Source organism: Enterobacter sp. UPMP2061 (assembly GCF_053709615.1).
This window is the reverse complement of record NZ_JBSKJP010000005.1, coordinates 51,599-69,897: the sequence shown is the minus strand read 5'-3', so window position 1 is coordinate 69,897 and position 18,299 is coordinate 51,599. Positions and strand designations below refer to the sequence as shown.

16 protein-coding genes, 1 pseudogene and 1 other annotated feature are annotated in these 18,299 nt (G+C 56.6%); of the genes and pseudogenes, 3 read left to right on the top strand and 14 right to left on the bottom strand.

Features of this window, described 5'->3' with window-relative positions:
• Positions 1–187 precede the first annotated feature (187 nt).
• Positions 188–935: pseudogene (locus tag ACWKXX_RS12350) on the top strand (GntR family transcriptional regulator).
• Here the strand turns inward: ACWKXX_RS12350 and ACWKXX_RS12345 are convergent.
• The 3 genes from ACWKXX_RS12345 to ibpA form a co-directional block, all read right to left on the bottom strand.
• On the bottom strand, positions 903–2,564 hold the full coding sequence (locus ACWKXX_RS12345; RefSeq protein ID WP_045345027.1) for a putative transporter: 1,662 nt from the start codon (positions 2,562–2,564) through the stop codon (positions 903–905). The pseudogene ACWKXX_RS12350 and the gene ACWKXX_RS12345 sit on opposite strands and share 33 nt — an antisense overlap.
• 191 nt (positions 2,565–2,755) lie before the next feature.
• The gene (ibpB, locus tag ACWKXX_RS12340; protein ID WP_017383692.1) at positions 2,756–3,184 is read right to left on the bottom strand and encodes a small heat shock chaperone IbpB; all 429 of its coding nucleotides are present in this window, start codon (positions 3,182–3,184) and stop codon (positions 2,756–2,758) included.
• A gap of 136 nt (positions 3,185–3,320) precedes the next feature.
• Positions 3,321–3,731 carry a small heat shock chaperone IbpA gene (ibpA, locus tag ACWKXX_RS12335; protein ID WP_006177605.1) on the bottom strand — a complete coding sequence of 137 codons (411 nt, stop codon included), beginning with the start codon at positions 3,729–3,731 and terminating at the stop codon, positions 3,321–3,323.
• Positions 3,725–3,799: a sequence feature (ROSE (Repression Of Heat Shock gene Expression) occurs in the 5'-region of heat shock genes and acts as an RNA thermometer to modulate expression.), on the bottom strand. (Overlaps the previous gene by 7 nt.)
• A 247-nt stretch (positions 3,800–4,046) precedes the next feature.
• On the opposite strand from ibpA, the gene ACWKXX_RS12330 reads away from it, so the two are divergent.
• On the top strand, positions 4,047–4,379 hold the full coding sequence (locus ACWKXX_RS12330) for a YceK/YidQ family lipoprotein (RefSeq protein WP_017383693.1): 333 nt from the start codon (positions 4,047–4,049) through the stop codon (positions 4,377–4,379).
• Here ACWKXX_RS12330 and ACWKXX_RS12325 read toward each other — a convergent pair.
• From ACWKXX_RS12325 to ACWKXX_RS12290, 8 genes are all read right to left on the bottom strand, one after another.
• Positions 4,376–5,605: a DUF3748 domain-containing protein gene (locus ACWKXX_RS12325; RefSeq protein WP_023302819.1), complete on the bottom strand. Its 1,230-nt coding sequence runs from the start codon at positions 5,603–5,605 to the stop codon at positions 4,376–4,378. The two genes, ACWKXX_RS12330 and ACWKXX_RS12325, sit on opposite strands and share 4 nt — an antisense overlap.
• A gap of 51 nt (positions 5,606–5,656) precedes the next feature.
• Positions 5,657–6,994, bottom strand: a complete 1,338-nt coding sequence (locus ACWKXX_RS12320) for an MFS transporter (RefSeq protein ID WP_261665862.1) — start codon at positions 6,992–6,994, stop codon at positions 5,657–5,659.
• Between the two features lie 117 nt (positions 6,995–7,111).
• Positions 7,112–8,260: a galactonate dehydratase gene (gene dgoD / locus ACWKXX_RS12315; protein WP_003861103.1), complete on the bottom strand. Its 1,149-nt coding sequence runs from the start codon at positions 8,258–8,260 to the stop codon at positions 7,112–7,114.
• Positions 8,257–8,874 carry a 2-dehydro-3-deoxy-6-phosphogalactonate aldolase gene (locus ACWKXX_RS12310; RefSeq protein ID WP_023295663.1) on the bottom strand — a complete coding sequence of 206 codons (618 nt, stop codon included), beginning with the start codon at positions 8,872–8,874 and terminating at the stop codon, positions 8,257–8,259. The genes dgoD and ACWKXX_RS12310 overlap by 4 nt, the downstream gene beginning before the upstream one ends.
• Positions 8,858–9,736: a 2-dehydro-3-deoxygalactonokinase gene (locus ACWKXX_RS12305; RefSeq protein WP_023295662.1), complete on the bottom strand. Its 879-nt coding sequence runs from the start codon at positions 9,734–9,736 to the stop codon at positions 8,858–8,860. The genes ACWKXX_RS12310 and ACWKXX_RS12305 overlap by 17 nt, the downstream gene beginning before the upstream one ends.
• Positions 9,733–10,422, bottom strand: coding sequence for a D-galactonate utilization transcriptional regulator DgoR (gene dgoR, locus ACWKXX_RS12300; RefSeq protein WP_003861109.1), 690 nt, complete (start codon positions 10,420–10,422; stop codon positions 9,733–9,735). Before dgoR ends, ACWKXX_RS12305 begins: the two co-directional genes overlap by 4 nt.
• A gap of 226 nt (positions 10,423–10,648) precedes the next feature.
• A complete protein-coding gene (gene yidA / locus ACWKXX_RS12295; RefSeq protein WP_023295661.1) occupies positions 10,649–11,461 on the bottom strand; it encodes a sugar-phosphatase in 813 nt (270 codons plus the stop codon).
• Between the two features lie 113 nt (positions 11,462–11,574).
• On the bottom strand, positions 11,575–12,600 hold the full coding sequence (locus ACWKXX_RS12290; RefSeq protein ID WP_017694027.1) for a zinc-dependent alcohol dehydrogenase family protein: 1,026 nt from the start codon (positions 12,598–12,600) through the stop codon (positions 11,575–11,577).
• A 113-nt stretch (positions 12,601–12,713) separates the two neighbouring features.
• On the opposite strand from ACWKXX_RS12290, the gene ACWKXX_RS12285 reads away from it, so the two are divergent.
• A complete protein-coding gene (locus ACWKXX_RS12285; RefSeq protein WP_017694028.1) occupies positions 12,714–13,649 on the top strand; it encodes a LysR family transcriptional regulator in 936 nt (311 codons plus the stop codon).
• Positions 13,650–13,682: 33 nt separating this feature from the next.
• Here the strand turns inward: ACWKXX_RS12285 and gyrB are convergent, their stop codons facing one another.
• Genes gyrB through dnaN form a run of 3 tightly spaced genes read right to left on the bottom strand, consistent with a single transcriptional unit; the run spans position 13,683 to position 18,296 of the window.
• Complete coding sequence (gene gyrB / locus ACWKXX_RS12280; protein WP_006808766.1) at positions 13,683–16,094, bottom strand: DNA topoisomerase (ATP-hydrolyzing) subunit B; 2,412 nt, start codon at positions 16,092–16,094, stop codon at positions 13,683–13,685.
• A 28-nt stretch (positions 16,095–16,122) separates the two neighbouring features.
• Positions 16,123–17,196 (bottom strand): DNA replication/repair protein RecF, encoded by a 1,074-nt coding sequence (recF, locus tag ACWKXX_RS12275; RefSeq protein ID WP_214587281.1) that lies wholly within the window; start codon positions 17,194–17,196, stop codon positions 16,123–16,125.
• Positions 17,196–18,296 (bottom strand): DNA polymerase III subunit beta, encoded by a 1,101-nt coding sequence (gene dnaN / locus ACWKXX_RS12270; protein WP_015570134.1) that lies wholly within the window; start codon positions 18,294–18,296, stop codon positions 17,196–17,198. The genes recF and dnaN overlap by 1 nt, the downstream gene beginning before the upstream one ends.
• Between the last annotated feature and the right edge of the window lie 3 nt (positions 18,297–18,299).

Genomic DNA, 18,299 nt, shown 5'->3' with positions numbered 1-18,299 from the left:
AGGCCTTTATGGTTTTTTACTGGCCTGAGGTGAGCATAAGAACTTACTGATGCAGCAACATGGTATGCCGCTGCGATTCGTGATCGCATTCATGGTTTTAATTTGACCAATCAGGTCTACTTTTTAAACTAAACATAGACAAGTTAAGACGTAATCCACGCCATGATGTGCGCAGAGAGGTCTACTGGTGATCTACAAATCAATTGCCGATCGGCTACGGCTGCGGCTGAATTCCTCGGACTACAACATTGGCAGTCCGTTACCCGGAGAAAAAGCGCTGGCAAAGGAGTTTGGCGTAGCCCGGATGACCATCCGCAAGGCGCTGGATCTGCTGGTAAGCTGGGGGCTGGTTGAACGTCGACACGGCAGCGGGACGTTCGTGGCGCGCAAAGACGTTCATCATGAAACGACTAATCTGACCGGGCTGGTGGAGGTGCTGCGCCAGCAGGGGAAAGAAGTGCAGAGCAAGGTGTTGCAGTTTGAAGTGATGCCCGCGCCGCCCGCCATCGCCAGCCAGCTGCGGATTCAGGTTGATGAGCGGATCTATTTTTCAAGGCGGGTGCGTTACGTGGACGGAAAACCGCTGATGCTGGAGGACAGCTTTATGCCGGTGAAGCTGTTCCGCAATCTTTCCCTGGCGCATCTCGAAGGGTCTAAGTTTGATTACATCGAGAAGGAATGCGGGATCACCATCAGCGGCAACTACGAGAGCCTGACGCCGGTGCTGGCAGATAAAACAGCTGGCCGGTTATATGAATGTGCCGGAACAGACGCCGCTGCTGCGCATCACCTCCCTTTCCTACAGCGACAGCGGCGAGTTCCTCAATTATTCCGTGATGTTCCGGAACACCAGCGATTACCAGGTGGACTACCATTTACGGCGTATCCACCCGGAAGACTTGTTAGCCCATCCCCCAGAACAGCACCGCCAGTAGCTGCGGGGTGATGATGCGCAGAAACATCACCAGCGGATAAACCGTGGCGTAGGACAATGCCGCCGCGCCGCTGGTGGCGTGCAGGTTGTTGGCGAACGCCAGCGCGGGCGGATCGGTCATGGAACCGGCCAGCATGCCGCACAGCGTAAGATAGTTCATTTTAGCGAAGATACGTGCCAGTAATCCGACCGTTATCAGTGGGATAGCGGTAATAAATATGCCGTATCCTACCCAGCTCATCCCTTCGCCGTTGACCAGAGTATCGACAAAATCGCCGCCGGATTTCAGCCCCACCACTGCCAGAAACAGCACGATGCCCAACTCCCGCAGCGCCAGGTTAGCACTCGGCGGCATAAACCAGTAGAGCTTACCGATGGAGCCGATACGCCCGAGGATCAGCGCCATAATGAGCGGCCCGCCTGCCAGACCCAGCTTCAGTGCTACCGGGAAGCCGGGCACGTACAGGGGGATGGAGCCAAGCATGACGCCAAGCCCGACGCCGATAAAGACCGGCAGCATCTGCACCTGCTGGAGTTTTTGCTGGGCGTTGCCTAACATGTCCGCTACGGCATCAATGGATGAGGGACGCCCGACGAGGTTGAGAATATCACCGAATTGCAGGCTGGCATCCTGGCTGGCTACCAGCTCGACACCGGCGCGGTTAAGCCGGGAGATCACCACGTCATAACGCTCTTTAACCTGCAAATCGCGTATTTTCTTGCCCAAAACCTTCTCATTGGTCACTACCACGCGCTCCACGCGCATGTCCGTTCCACGGGTTGAGAGTGAGGTATCCACCTCCTGACCAATCACCAGCCGGGCATTGTTTAAATCCGCCGGTTGCCCTACCAGATGCAGGAGATCGCCGTGCTGAATAAGGGTATCCGGTGAAGGTACCATCAGCGTTTCATCACGTTTCAGGCGGGAACAGATAATGGTCGCGCTGTTCAGAATGGGAACATCCTGAATCGCCATATTGTTCAGATTAGGGTTTTCGACGCGAATATTGATAGTTTTAATGAGCGCATGGCCGTTGGTCAGCGTGCTTTCATGCTCTTTTGCCTCCTGCTCGACGTTAACGCGGAACAGCACGCGCACCAGCCACATCGAGAGCAAAATACCGCAAATGCCAAACGGATAGGCCATGGCGTAGCTCATCCCCATCTGATCGACGACATCAGCAGGGATACCCAGATCGCGCAGAATTTGCTGGCCCGCCCCGAGCGCGGGCGTATTCGTGACGGCGCCGGAGAAGATGCCCAGCACAACGGGCAGCGGAATCGCGAAGAGTTTATGCAGAATGGCGGTAACCAGCCCACCCATCACGACGATGCCGAAGGCAAAGAGATTAAGGCGTAAACCGGAGACGCGCAGGGAAGCGAAGAAGCCCGGCCCCACCTGAATACCGATGGTATACACAAAGAGGATCAGGCCGAACTCCTGGATGAAATGCAGCATATCGGCGCTGAGCACCCACCCAAGCTGGTCGGCAAAATGGCCGACAAAAATCCCGCCGAACAGCACTCCGCCGATGCCAAATCCGACGCCGCGGATTTTGATATTCCCCAGCCATAGCCCCACTACCGCGACAAGGGCCAACACGCTAACGGTTAACGCGATATCACTCATGATCCACATCCTGTGTATAACCATAGTTATGCTAAGGATTCTCTCAGAGCTGACGGCGGTTGTATGGGCGATGGCGCACAAAAAAGCCCTGCCGGGGCAGGGCTTCATGGCATCTGTGAGCGAGTCGGGTGGCGGCTGCGCCTTACCCGACCTACAGGATCGGCAGGTTTGCCTCGCGGCAAAAATGTGTATTAGCTGTTCAACGCCGGGCGTTCGCTAATGGCGATGCGCTGAGGCGCAATGGCTTCCGGCACGTTACGGGTGAGGTCAATGTTCAGCAGCCCGTTAGTGAACGTCGCGCCAGAAACGTCCATATGGTCTGCCAGGGTAAAGCTCAGGCTAAACGGCTGAGTGACAAGCCCCTGATGCAGCCATTTGGTCTCGGTGTCTGGTTTTTCCGGTGACCCTTTCACGGTCAGGCGCGTACCCTCAAGCTGGATGTCGAGATCTTCCTGGCGGAACCCGGCCAGCGCAAGCGTGATGCGGTAGTGGTTATCATCGCTTTTTTCGATGTTGTACGGCGGAAAGGTCTGCTGTTCGGTTGCGCTTTGCAGCGCGTTAGCCAGTTTGTCAAAACCTATCCACTGACGCAGCAGGGGGGATAAATCGTAGTTACGCATACTAAATCTCCTTCTGAGAAGCGAGTTCGGCACAGTTTAATTTTGTGCACAGTTGTACCTGCAAACCCTTGCGGATTCGCATATGCTCCCGTTACGGCAAGCAAGTTCGGGTGGGCCGCTCACGCGACCCGCGTAATTAGTTGATTTCGATACGACGCGGTTTTTTCTCTTCCGGAATCACACGTTCCAGTTCGATAAACAGCAGGCCGTTCACCAGGTTCGCGCCCTTGACGTGGATGTTCTCAGCCAGCTGGAACTTGCGCTCAAAGTTGCGCTCTGCGATGCCCTGGTAGAGGTAGGTTCGTTCTTTCTGCTCGGCCGTATGGGAGCCTTTCACCACCAGCAGATTGTCCTGCGCGGTGATCTCCAGTTCGCTCTCTGCGAAACCGGCAACAGCAATCGCAATGCGATAGTGGTTTTCGTCAACCAGTTCAACGTTGTAAGGAGGATAGCCGTTGCTCTGGCTCTGGTTGTTTTCTAAGTGGTTGAACAGACGATCGAAACCAATGGCAGAACGGTATAGCGGAGAGAGATCGAAATTACGCATGGATAAATGCTCCTGAAATCAGCGAGAAAATGTAGCCTTCCACCATGGACAGGCTTCTGCTTCCCCGAACACCCATCAGGCGTGTCCGTTATCGGGTTACATTCTTAAAATGGGTCTGGATACGGCCTTTTCAAGACTGTTGATGTGAGATTTTTTTGCACTTTGCTGGTTGTCGCATAGACTCAGGGGCACAGCACAAAGGGTTAAATTGCGATGACGACCACAGTGCGGGAGTTTTGAGCTATCCATTTTGGACGCGCCTCGCTATAACCCTGAGTTGCAGGTCAATGCCGTGCTACTAAAGATGACTGAGTGATGATGAGAAATGTTCTGATTAAGCTGGCGTCGTTCAGCGGGGTTGTTTTACTTTGCGGGTGTTCGAGCGTGATGTCGCACACCGGCGGTAAAGAAGGAACATATCCGGGGACGCGCGCCAGTGCCGCAATGATCTCTGATGATGAGACAAACTGGGGTACCAAATCTCTGGCGATTCTTGATATGCCGTTTACGGCGGTTGCCGATACGCTTCTGCTGCCGTGGGATATGTTCCGCACCGACAGCTCAGTGCGTTCGCGCGTTGAGAAAAGCGAGCAGGAAAAGCTGGCGACCAATTCCGTCATCCCGCCCGCAGAGATGCCTCCACGCTAATTCTGTGCGGTTTCCGTTAGCCACAGCTGGCGGAAACCGTCCTTCTCTTCCATCCATGCAATAAATCGTCCGTCCGGGGAAAACACCACAGCGTCAGCAGACGGCGGATTGCCGTGATCGGACGTCAAAAACGTCACCTCTCCGGTCTGCGCATCGCAGCAGGCAATACGGCCTGCAAGCACAAATCCCAGCCCGTTGCCGGAAGGATGCCAGTTAAAGGCCGACTGAATATCACGCTCAGTGTGGGTTAGCTGACGCGGCTCGCCGCCCTCAGGGGAGATAAGCCACAGCTGCACAACGCCGTTATCGTCCCGCATTAAAAACGCAATCTGCGTCCCCTGCGGATTGCTGCGCACCCAGTGGCGCGGTACGTTCACCAGCCCCGGATACGCCTTCTGATGGGTGAAGGTTAAGCGACGTTGCGTTACGCCCGCAGGCGGCGCGGGCATTGTTTCAGGCGTTCCCTGCAACGGCGCATCGCCCGCCCGTTTCCAGCCCTGCTCGTCTTTGGGGAGGTCCACAATAAACAGTTCGGGCACTTTCTCGCCTTTCGCAGACACCGTATCGCCGATAAACGCCAGCCTGTCGTTGCCCACCCAGCCCTCTTCATAGGCGCGGTTTACCTCATTGCTGCCCGGTTTCGGGTTCGGCGTTGTACGGCTTACCAGTACGCTCCAGAAGGTGCCGGCATATTCCCGCGGATGGTTCCCCTGTGGGTTTACTGGGCCAAAAGGCGCCGCCACCCCGACGTTACGCAAATCCAGCTGCGGATCGCGCGCGTGCAGCACATGGTCGTTGTAGGTAAAGCTGACGAACTGCCCGTTCGGGCTAAAAACGTGGACGTGGCTGCCGCCACGCAGCGCGCCTGCGGTGTAAGGCGCGGTGATATCCATCGCATCAAGATTGCTCACCTGACCATTGTGCGCAATCACCCCCTGACGATGGTGAAAATCATACTGCCAGTCTGCATCCGGGTTTTTCGGGCCGTGGATAAAAACATATTTGTCCTGCGCCGGATGAACGGTTACCACGCCGACATGCGCGCCGTCAGTCGCACGGTAGATCGCCTCAACCTCGCCCGTACTAACATTGACCCGCTCAATGGTTTCACCGGTAAACGACGCGCCGGACGGGCGGACATCATAGACAAGCCACTGGCTGTCTGGCGTCCAGGTGTTGATGTTGGTGAGCTGGTGGTTGCGGGAAGCGAAGGTGATTTGTTTCATGAAAATACCCTGATGCGCGGTTATCGCATCAGGGTAAAACATCCGAAGGGATTAGCCTACTCGTTTAACGTCGCCGACCAGCAGGATGTAGGAGAGCGCCCCGATCAGCGCCACGGCAGAGATATACACCAGAGCCGGACCAAAGCCGTAGTCCTGCGCCAGGTAACCGATGACCAGCGGTACGGTGATCCCGCCCAGGCCGCCAACGAAGTTAAACACGCCACCAGTCAGGCCGATCAGACGCATCGGCGCCAGGGACGACACCAGCGACCAGGTGATGGAGGCAAAACCGTTTCCGAAGAACGCTACCGCCATCAGGGTCATGATCCACACCGGATCGTTGGTGTAGTTCGCTCCCATGATGCAGGTAGAGATCAGCAGTCCGCAGATAATTGGCGTTTTACGCGCAACGCCCAGTGAGAAGCCTTTTTTCACCAGTTTGTCCGCCAGCCAGCCCGAGAGCAGCACGCCGAAAAACGCCGCAAGGAACGGTACGGTGGTCATAAAGCCCGCCTTCAGCGCGGTAATGCCCTTCTCCTGCATCAGATAGTTCGGGAACCAGGTGAGGAAGAACCACAGCGTGGAGGTCACTGCGAACTGGCCCAGATATACGCCCACCAGCTTACGGTGGAAGACCAGCTTCCAGTCCGCTCTGGTCAGCGGCTGGCGCGCCTCTTTTTTCACCGGCGCATCGCCGTCCACCAGGCCACCGCCGTCGCGGATGTAGTCCAGTTCGGCTTTGGTGATGCTTTTGGTCAGGCGCGGCGGCTGATAAACCTTAAACCAGATGAGCGACCAGATAATGCCGATCCCGCCGGTGACGATAAACACCCAGTGCCAGCTCAGCAGCTCCTGGATCCAGATTAACAGCGGCGTCAGAAACGCCAGACCAACAAACTGCCCGGAGGTGTAAAAACCAACAGCGGAAGCGCGTTCGTGTTCAGGGAACCAGCTGGTCACCATGCGGTTGTTGGTCGGAAACGCCGGCGCTTCAAACACCCCGGTGATGGCGCGCAGGCCAATCAGCGACATCAGCCCGGTCGCGAAGCCCTGGAACAGGGTCGCCACGGACCAGCCGAAAATAGCGATAAAGTAGGTCAGACGTGAACCCACGCGGTCAAGGAACCAGCCACCAGGGATCTGACAGAGCGTATACAGCCAGGCAAACGCCGAGAAGACGTAGCCCATTTCCGCTTTGGTGATGCCAAACTCTTCCTGAATATGAGCCGATGCCACGGCAAGGTTGGCGCGGTCGACATAACAGATGACCACGGTAATAAAGATCATGATCAGCGTCAGGTAACGACGACGCCCGGTTTTTGCAGCAGTAACTGGAATATCCATCGCAATCTGTCTCCAGATTTTGGGCATAGCGAAGCCGCTCACCATGCCCTGTAATTTACAGAGGGTTATATTTTTTCTATGTACGTTTTTTTTGCCCGGTGGCGCTTCGCTTACCGGGCCTACGAGAGAGTAGGCCGGATAAGCGTAGCGCCATCCGGCGATTTACCACTCGGCTACGGAACCGTCTTCATGACGCCACAGTGGGTTACGCCAGTCCGGCGCACTTTTACTCAGCTCAATGACTTTGGCTTCGTCGATCTCCACGCCAAGGCCCGGCTTCGTTAACGGTTTAAAGAAACCACCTTCCATGCTGAAGTCTTCTTTGTTTTTCACAAAGTCGAGCAGCTCCGCGCCCTTGTTATAGTGAATGCCCATGCTTTGTTCCTGGAACACCGCATTGCGGGAGACGAAGTCGACGTGCAGGCAGGCCGCCAGCGCAATCGGCCCAAGCGGACAGTGCGGCGCCAACGCCACATCGTAGGCTTCTGCCATTCCGGCAATTTTGTAGCATTCGGTGATGCCGCCCGCGTGGGAGAGGTCCGGTTGCAGGATCGCAATGCCGCCCGCTTCCAGCACGCGTTTAAACTCGAAGCGCGAGAACATGCGTTCCCCCGCCGCGATGGGAATGTGCGTCTGTTCAGCCAGTTTCGGATAGTATTCCGCCTGCTCGGCCAGCACCGGCTCTTCGATAAACAGCGGGCGATACGGCTCCAGCTCTTTAATCAGCACTTTGGCCATTGGCGCGCTGACGCGGCCGTGGAAATCCAGACCAAACTCAATCTCGTTGCCGAAGGCTTCACGGATTTGCGCCACGGTATTCACCGCCCGGTCTACCGCGCGCGAGTTGTCGATAACGCCCATTTCTTCGCAGCCGTTGAGTTTGAAGGTGTCAAAACCGATGTTGCGCAGTTGCCGGATACCGTCGATCACTTCCGCAGGGCGGTCACCGCCCACCCAGCTGTAGGCTTTGATTTTGTCGCGCACCAGGCCGCCCATTAATTGCCAGACCGGGGCATTGAGCACTTTGCCTTTGATATCCCACAGCGCCTGATCAATACCGGCGATGGCGCTCATCAGAATCGGCCCCCCGCGGTAGAAGCCCGCGCGGTACATCACCTGCCACAGGTCGTTGATGCGCGCCGGATCCTGGCCAATCAGGTATTCGCCCAGCTCGTGCACCGCGGCTTCAACGGTGCGCGCACGGCCTTCAATCACCGGCTCGCCCCAGCCAACCACGCCTTCGTCGGTTTCGATTTTCAGGAACATCCAACGCGGGGGTAAACGGTACGTGGTGAGTTTGGTTATTTTCATTGCACTGCCTCTCGATACGCTTTCACAAATGCTGCCGCCTGCTGTGCGGTACGCTCAACGGGCTGACCGGCACGATAGAGATCGCTGCCCAGCCCCGCGCCCACACAGCCCGCGCTCATCCACTGGCCCAGGTTTTCCGGCGTGACGCCGCCCACGGCAAAGACCGGCACGCTGGCGGGTAAGACCGCTTTCAGCGCTTTGATGTAATCCGGACCAAAGGCCGACGACGGGAAAATTTTGAGAGACTGTGCGCCCGCATCGAGGGCGGCAAAGGCTTCTGTGGCCGTGGCGCAACCCGGGCAGACGGTCATGCCGTAATCCACCGCCCGGCGGATCACCTCGGGGTTGATATTCGGTGTGACGATAAGCTTGCAGCCCATCTTCGCCAGTTCATCCACCTGCTCCGGCTGTAATACGGTGCCAGCGCCAATCAGCGCCTTATCACCAAACGCCTTCACAATTGCCGGAATGCTTTTTTCCCACTCCGGGGAGTTGAGCGGGATTTCCACCGCGTCGAACCCGGCGTCGATCACCGCGCCAACGTGCGCTAAGGCCTCACCGGGCGTGATACCGCGCAAAATCGCGATCAGGGGAAGTTCAGTTTGCCACTGCATGAGCGATGCTCCTTATGCCTGCCTGAAATGCCGTGTCGCCTTCCACCGCAGCAACATCCCGTCCGATAGCGTGGAACGCCTGGCGGTAACGAGACGTCAGCGATGAACCCGCGACGAGCGTGATGGCCTGCTGCCCGGCGAACGCGTCGCTCAGAGTGGCGACTTCTGCGCCAATCAGCAGGCCGGACAGAAATTCGCTGACCTGTTCGCGCGGAAGATTTCCCAGCACGTGCGAGGCGCGAACCTCAAAAAGTTGCGGCAAAACGGCAAGGGATGCGATCCCGCGCTCAAGCCCGGCGGCAAACGCTTCCGGCGAAGGGGTCTGCTCCGGCAAACCGGCCCCCACCAGCGAATGCTTAAGCAGCAAGTGGTGCAGTTCGCCGGTCATCACGGTGCGGAAATCATGAATTTGCTCAGCATCCGCCTGGACCCATTTGCAGTGCGTCCCGGGCATGACGTAGACAGAAGAAGGAGAAAGGGTGCGCGCCCCGAGCAGCTGCGTCTCTTCGCCGCGCATCACATTATGGTTATCGTCGCGAGAGACGCATAAACCGGGAATAATCCAGACATTGTCGCCAACGGACGTTAACTGCTCGCCAACGGCGGTGAAATGCACCGGAACTGACAGGTAAGGCGCGACCTTCCACCCCACGTTACTGCCGACCATTCCGGCCATCACCACTGGCGTTGTACCGTCGCGCCAGTTTTGTGTCACCTCTGCTAACACCGCTGCGGGGGATTTACCGTTCAGGCGCGTCACACCTGCTTCTGATTGCCTGCTTTCCAGGCACTGCTCACCCTGGTAGAGCCAGGCGCGCAGATTGGTCGATCCCCAGTCAATTGCGATGTAGCGTGATGTCATGTGATTTCCTTCAACCTTCGTGTCGAGCTGGCGATCATGGTCAGCGCCGCCTGCTCTGCCGCATCGCCGTCCTGATGCCGTATCGCATCGAACAGCGCTTTATGTTCCTGAAGCGTTTTCGGCATGTTGGCCTCATCGCCCATCCAGGTACGTTCAAATACTGCTCGCTGTAGCGAGCTGATCGCCACGCTAAGCTGCTGTAAAACCGGGTTATGCACCGACTGCAATACCGCTTCGTGGTAGCGAATGTCCGCTTCGTTGAACGCCTCCCGATTCTGGTTATTGGCGATCATGTCATTTAAAGCCGACTCAATCTGAGCCAGGTCACCTGACGTTGCGCGCTCAGCCGCCCAGCGGGCGATAGCCGGTTCCACCAGATTTCGGACTTCGCTCATCGCGCCGATAAGCCGTGGGTCGTAGTCGTTTTCCAGCACCCATTGCAGAACATCGGTATCGAGGTAGTTCCACTGGTTACGCGGCGCCACAAACGCGCCGCGATAGCGCTTCATTTCAATCAGCCGCTTCGCCATGAGCGAGCGGAACACTTCCCGAATGATGTTGCGCGAGGTTTCAAACTCCTCGCACAGTTCCGCCTCTGCTGGCAGCGGCGAACCGGGAACGTATTTGCCACCCACAATCTGAGTGCCCAGCGTGATGACAATGCGATCGGTTTTATTGAGTGTCATGGAGAGTCCTTGTGCTCTGTAAGTCCATCACTACTTTACCGCGACCGCTGAATTTCGCCTCACTTTTGCAGTACAAACGTGAGGCCTTTCGTCTTTGCCGTGGTGACAATGTAGTACAATCAGTTAATGTTGTACTACAATCCAGATCACAAAAAGAACAATTTGATAAATTCAGGGCCAAAAAAAGCCCCGGTTAATAACCGGGGCTAATCTTTCAAAGCACTTGTTACGACAGAACGAATTTCTCGATCGCCCAGGCAACGCCGTCTTCCAGGTTAGATTTAGTCACGAAGTTCGCCACTTCTTTTACCGACGGGATGGCGTTATCCATCGCCACGCCCATGCCCGCATATTCGATCATCGCAATATCGTTTTCCTGGTCGCCCAGCGCCATGATCTCCTCAGGCTTGATGCCCAGCGCATCGGCAAGCGATTTGACGCCCGTGCCTTTATTGACGCGTTTATCAAGGATTTCGAGGAAGTACGGCGCACTTTTCAGCACGGTGTATTTCTCTTTTACCTCAGCCGGAATGCGTGAGATGGCTTTGTCGAGAACCGCAGGTTCATCAATCATCATCACTTTCAGGAACTGGGTCGCCGGGTCCATTTTCTCCGCTTCGCAGAACACCAGTGGAATGGTTGCAACGTAGGACTCGTGCACCGTGTAGTAGCTGATATCGCGGTTGGCGGTGTAAAGCGTATTGCGATCGAGCGCGTGGAAGTGAGAGCCCACGTCGCGGGAGAGTTTTTCCAGGAAACGGTAGTCATCATAGCTCAGTGCAGTTTGCGCCACCGTGCTGCCATCGGCTGCCTTTTGCACCAGCGCGCCGTTATAGGTGATGCAGTAATCGCCAGGCTGGTTCATGTGCAGCTCTTTCAGGTAACTGTGCACCCCGGCATACGGGCGTCCGGTGGTGAGCACCACGTTCACGCCTTTTTCGCGTGCGGCGGCGATCGCATTTTTAACGGCAGGAGAGATAGTGTGGTCTGGCAGCAGCAGCGTGCCGTCCATATCGATTGCAATGAGTTTGATAGCCATGAGGTCCCCGGGATAAATGAGTGCTACCTCATGCTAACGCGATTAAGCACACAAAAATAGAGCTACCTTGCGCAACAAAAAGCCCCTTTTACGTTTATCCCGGGAACGCGAACTCACTCGCGGGTGAGAACGATTTTGCCAAACGCACCGCGATCCAGATGTTCAAGCGCCTGTTCCAGCTCGTCAAAGCGGTAGCGATGCTCAATCACCGGTTTTAACTCCGTGACATCAACAGCACGGACAAAATCTTCCAGCGCCCGGCGGTGTCCAACCCCAATCCCCTGAATGACGGGAGATTTCAGCAACAGCTCGCTTGCAGGCAGAGAAATTTCTGTCCCGGCCAGCACGCCAATGACCGATATCCGCCCATGAACGGCAACGGCGCGCAGGGAATGTCTCAGGTTCTCCCCACCCACCGTTTCGATAATATGGTCGATGCCGCGATCCTGCGTCAGTGCCAGCGTATTTTCAGCCCAGTCGCCTTTCAGTCGGTTGATGCCCTGGCTGGCCCCCAGCTTTTTGGCCCGCGCCAGTTTTTCATCACTCCCCGACGTAACAATAACTTCTGCGCCGTGCGCTTTTGCTATCTGCAAAGCGAATAGCGCCACACCGCCCGTCCCTTGTACCAGCACCGATTGCCCGGCGCGTAAATGACCGCGCTCCACCAGCGCGAACCATGCGGTAAGCCCCGCGCAAGGAAGCGTGCTGGCCTCAGCGTCATCCAGGCTTTCCGGGGACGCCACCAGCGCGTTTTCACTCACAATCACATATTCGGCCAGCATGCCCTGGAAGTATCCACCGGACGTTTTATAGGGCAAATCGCGCGCGTCTGCCTGCGGCTTGCCGTCGATCCATTCCGGGAAGAAGGTTGAGATGACGCGTGCGCCGGGCTTGAAACGCGTAACGCCTTCGCCGATGCTGTCCACCACGCCTGCCATGTCAGATGCTGGGGTAAACGGGAAGGAAAGCGGAATCGGCATCGTGCCTTCAATCACCATTTTATCCCGGTAGTTGAGCGCAACGGCATTAACCCTTACGCGAACCTCCCCCGGGCCTGGCTGTGGAACAGGCTCCTGAACGAGCCTGAGGCTTTCACGACCAAGGGCATCCATTGACCAGCGTTGCATTGTTTCAGTCATTTTTTTCTCCTGTCATCAGATGATTTTCAGTTCTGACAGTCTACCGTTGACTCAGCGTCGCCAGTGGCGATAAGTTTTCCCTTCATTGATGACCAAATTGACACAATCCGTCCATGACCGATACGCTGAAAGATATTCCCGTTTTCGTTGCCTCCGTTGAGGCAGGAAGTTTTGCCCAGGCCGCCGTCCGTCTGCATTTGTCGCGCTCGGCGGTAGGAAAAAGCATTGCTCGTCTTGAAGAGAGGCTGGGGGTTCGTCTGTTTCATCGGACCACCCGCAGTCAGAGGCTGACCGATAACGGCGCGCTTTTTTATGAACGCTGCCTGCGCGCGCTGGAGGAGATCCGTGGCGCTGAATCGCAGCTTGAAACCGGAAAACATCAGGTCAGCGGTCGGCTGCGTGTTGCCGTGCCGGTGCTGTTTGGTCGCCAGTGTATCGCCCCGCTGCTAATAGAGCTGGCGCAGGAGCATCCCGGGCTTGAGCTTGAAATGTCCTTCAGCGACCGCGTCGTGGATCTCGTGGAAGAAGGGTTTGATATGGCGGTGCGCAATGGCGCTCTGGCTGACAGCAGCGTGCTGGTCGCCAGAAGGCTGGGGGAGCACCGGATGGTTCTGTGCGCCGCGCCGGATTATCTGCTTAAGAATGGCCAGCCGCAAACCGTTGATGATCTACGCCAGCATACGGCCATTAACTACACGCGTGCGGGCAGAGTCCTACCCTGGCAGCTGATGGATTACGATGGCACGTCGCGCACGTTTATTCCCCGCTCATCGCTCAATATGGATGATTTGCAGGCGATCTGCGACGCGGCGCTGGCCGGCCACGGCCTTGCATGGTTACCCTGCTGGATGGTCATTAAAGAAATTCAGCAGGGAGATCTTGTCCCGCTCTTAAAGCAGGCCCCGGATGTACGCTTCGACGTTCATGCCGTCTGGCAGCAGACGCCACACCTGCCGCTAAGGGTAAGAATTGCCATAGATATGCTGGTCAAACGTTTACCGGCAGTGATGTCGCTGGAGTTTCCTGCGTCCATAAAAAAGCCGCGCTGAAGCGCGGCCAGTTATGCTGTCGTAAAGCGACGATTAAATATCGATATTCGCCGCCTTCAGGGCGTTCTCTTCGATGAAGGCGCGACGTGGTTCAACCGCATCGCCCATCAGGGTCGTGAACAGCTGATCCGCTGCGATTGCGTCTTTAACGGTGACGCGCAACATGCGACGGCTTTCCGGATCCATGGTGGTTTCCCACAGCTGATCCGGGTTCATTTCGCCCAGGCCTTTATAACGCTGAATAGAGAGACCACGACGGGACTCTTTTACCAGCCACTCCAGCGCCTGTTCGAAGCTGGCTACCGGCTGACGACGTTCGCCACGTTCGATAAACGCATCGTCTTCGATCAGACCGCGCAGCTTCTCGCCGAGGGTGCAGATACGGCGGTATTCCGGACCGGTCACAAATTCGTGCTCCAGCGGGTAGTCGGTATCGACGCCGTGGGTACGCACGCGGACGATCGGCTCGAACTGCTGCTCAGCGTTCTGCTGGACGTCGAACTTCCACTGGCTGCCATGCTGCTCTTTCTCGTTCAGCTCGCTCACCAGGGTGTTCACCCAGCGGGTGACGGTCTGCTCGTTGCTCAGATCGGCTTCGGTCAGGGTCGGCTGGTAAATCAGCTCTTTCAGCAGCGCTTTCGGATAGCGACGCTCCATACGGCCAATCATTTTCTGCGTGGCGTTGAACTCGGAGACCAGACGCTCCAGCGGCTCACCGGCCAGCGCTGGCGCGCTGGAGTTTGCGTGCAGGGTCGCACCATCAAGGGCGATCGCGATTTGGTACTGATCCATCGCGTCGTCATCTTTAATGTACTGTTCCTGCTTGCCTTTCTTCACTTTGTACAGCGGCGGCTGGGCAATGTAGACGTGGCCGCGCTCAACGATTTCCGGCATCTGACGATAGAAGAAGGTCAACAGCAGCGTACGAATGTGCGAGCCGTCGACGTCCGCATCGGTCATGATGATGATGCTGTGATAGCGCAGTTTGTCCGGGTTGTACTCGTCGCGACCAATGCCGCAGCCGAGCGCGGTGATGAGCGTCGCCACTTCCTGAGAAGAGAGCATCTTGTCGAAGCGCGCTTTCTCAACGTTAAGGATTTTACCCTTCAGCGGCAGAATCGCCTGGTTCTTGCGGTTACGGCCCTGCTTCGCAGAACCGCCCGCGGAGTCCCCTTCCACAAGGTACAGTTCAGACAGCGCCGGGTCGCGTTCCTGACAGTCAGCCAGTTTGCCCGGCAGGCCTGCCAGGTCCAGCGCGCCTTTACGACGGGTCATTTCACGCGCTTTACGCGCCGCTTCACGGGCACGCGCCGCATCGATAATTTTACCCACCACGATTTTCGCGTCGGACGGGTTTTCCAGCAGGTATTCGCTCAGCAGTTCGTTCATCTGCTGTTCAACCGCCGATTTCACCTCAGAAGAGACCAGCTTGTCTTTGGTCTGTGAGGAGAACTTCGGATCCGGCACCTTCACGGAGACCACGGCAATCAGGCCTTCACGGGCATCGTCACCGGTGGCGCTGACTTTCGCTTTTTTGCTGTAGCCTTCTTTGTCCATGTAGGCGTTCAGGGTTCGGGTCATCGCCGCGCGGAAGCCCGCCAGGTGCGTACCGCCATCGCGTTGTGGAATGTTGTTGGTGAAGCAGTAGATGTTTTCCTGGAAACCGTCGTTCCACTGCAAGGCCACTTCCACGCCGATACCGTCTTTTTCAGTAGAGAAGTAGAAGATATTCGGGTGAATTGGCGTTTTGTTCTTGTTCAGATACTCAACGAACGCCTTGATACCACCTTCGTAATGGAAGTGGTCTTCTTTGTTGTCGCGTTTGTCGCGCAGACGAATCGACACGCCGGAGTTCAGGAACGACAGTTCACGCAGGCGTTTCGCCAGAATGTCGTACTCGAATTCGGTGACGTTGGTGAAGGTTTCGAGGCTCGGCCAGAAACGCACCATGGTACCGGTTTTATCGGTATCACCCGTGACGGCCAGCGGAGCGTCAGGCACGCCGTGCTGATAGATCTGACGGTGAATTTTGCCTTCGCGCTGGATAACCAGCTCCAGCTTCTGCGACAGGGCGTTAACCACGGAGACGCCTACGCCGTGCAGACCGCCGGAAACTTTATAGGAGTTATCATCGAACTTACCGCCTGCGTGCAGAACGGTCATGATGACTTCCGCAGCAGATACGCCCTCTTCCGGGTGAATACCGGTTGGGATACCACGACCGTCATCGGTAACGGACACGGAGTTGTCCGCATGGATCGTGACCACGATGTCTTTACAGTGACCCGCGAGCGCTTCGTCGATAGCGTTATCTACCACCTCGAATACCATGTGGTGCAGACCGGTGCCGTCATCCGTGTCGCCGATATACATACCCGGGCGCTTACGCACCGCATCCAGCCCTTTCAGGACTTTGATACTGGAGGAGTCATAAGAATTCGACATCAACGTTTCTCGCTCATTTCAACTTGGGTTAATCCGTTATTTTACCCTTTTCCACGGTAAACATCTTCGAATTTTCGTCCGACATGTCTATAACGTGTTCAGCGCTAATGGCGCTGACGAAAACCTGCGACTGCGTGGCTTTTAAGCGGCTGGCAAGCAGCCCGCGCCGCGCGTCGTCAAGTTCCGAGGCAAAATCATCTATCAGGTACAGGCAGCGTCGCCCGCTCTCTCGAGTGAGGAACTCCCCCTGCGCCAGGCGCAGCGCGCACATCAGGAGCTTCAGCTGCCCGCGCGACAGCGTGTCTTCCACCGGCGCACCGTCGGCACGAATGCGGAAATCCGCCTTGTGCGGGCCGTACGCGGTGTAGGTCAACATGCGATCGCGCTCGAAGCTTCTCTCTAACACCTCGGCATAATCCGTCTCTTTTTCCCAGCCACGCTGAAAAGAGAAGGTGAGAGAGAACTCGGGTAAAAACTGTTTGCAGGTGTCGGCCATGTCTTCGGCGATACCTGCGCTGTATTCGGCACGCCAGCGGCTGATTTGTTCCGCAAGAGGGATGAGTTCCATGTCCCACGGACGCAGCTGAGCGTAGCGCGTGACCTGGCGCAATGCGGCGTTACGCTGTTTAAGCAGACGCTTCAGGTTGCTCCAGGCGTTAAAGAAACCGGCTTCATTGTGAAAGCATCCCCAGTCGAGGAACGCTCTTCTGTATTTGGGGCCGCCGTTGAGTAAAGTAAACCCCTCGGGCGTAATCAGCTGCATCGGCATCAGCAACGCCAGCTCCGCCACCTTGTGGCCATCGGTGCCGTCGATACGCACCTTGCTGTCGCCCTGCTTGTCTTTGGTCAGGCCGATGGCGGTTTCCCGCTCTGCGCCCTGCAAACGCCCGTGCAGAACAAAAGATTCCTGCTCGTGGCGAATCACGCGACCAATCTGCAAACTGCGAAACGCCCGGCCGTGGCCGAGCGTATAGATGGCTTCCAGCACGCTGGTTTTGCCGCTGCCGTTCGCGCCAACCAGGAAGTTAAAGCCAGGGGATAAAGCGAGATCCGCGCTTTCGATATTGCGAAAATCGCGGATCAACAGACGGGTGAGCGACATTACAGTCTCATTGGCATGACAACATAAGCAGCCGACTGTGATGCGGCATCTTCAATCTGTACGCTCGAAACGGAGTCAGTCAGCAGGATGCGAACGTTCTCGCATTTCAGTGCATTCAGCACATCCAGCACATAGCTGACGTTGAAGCCGATTTCCATCTCAGCCCCGGCGTAGGTGACGTCCAGAATCTCTTCTGCCTCTTCCTGCTCCGGGTTGTTGGCGGTGATTTTGATCTGGTTTTCACTCACGTACAGACGTACGCCGCGGAATTTCTCGTTGGAGAGAATAGCGGCACGCGCGAACGCCTGCTTGAGGATGTCGCAACCCGCCTCCAGCGTTTTATCCGGGTTCTTCGGCAATACGCGGCGATAATCCGGGAAACGACCGTCTACCAGCTTCGATGTGAAGACAAAATCGCCCACGTGGGCACGAATATTGTTGCTGCCAATCTGCACGCGCAGCGGCGTTTCACCGCCGTCGAGCATACGCATCAGTTCAATTACGCCTTTACGCGGTACGATCACCGAATGGTTTGGCAGTGAATCGCCAATCGGCATGGAACAAACCGCCAGACGGTGACCGTCGGTCGCCACGGTACGCAGCTCTTCACCTTCGGTTTCGAACAGCATGCCGTTTAAGTAGTAACGAACGTCCTGATGCGCCATGGAGAACTGCGTGGCTTCAATCAGACGCTTCATCGTCGCCTGCGGCAGGGTAAATTCAACTTCGCTCTGCCAGTCATCCAGGTTCGGGAAGTCCGCAGCGGGCAGCGTGGAGAGGGAGAAACGGCTGCGGCCAGAGCGCACCAGCATGCGGTCGCCCTCCAGCTGCACGGCGATTTCAGCGCCTTCCGGCAGCCCACGGCAAATATCAAAGAATTTACGTGCCGGAACCGTGGTCGCGCCCGCGTCGTGCGGCTGAGTCAGCGTAACGCGCGCGATCATTTCCATTTCCAGATCTGTGCCGGTCAGCGACAGCGTGCCGTCCGCGACCTGAAGCAGCAGGTTTCCAAGAATAGGCAGCGTAGGGCGGCCGCCTAATGGGCCACTCACCTGTTGCAGCGGTTTTAATAAATGTTCACGTTCAACGGTAAATTTCATAGC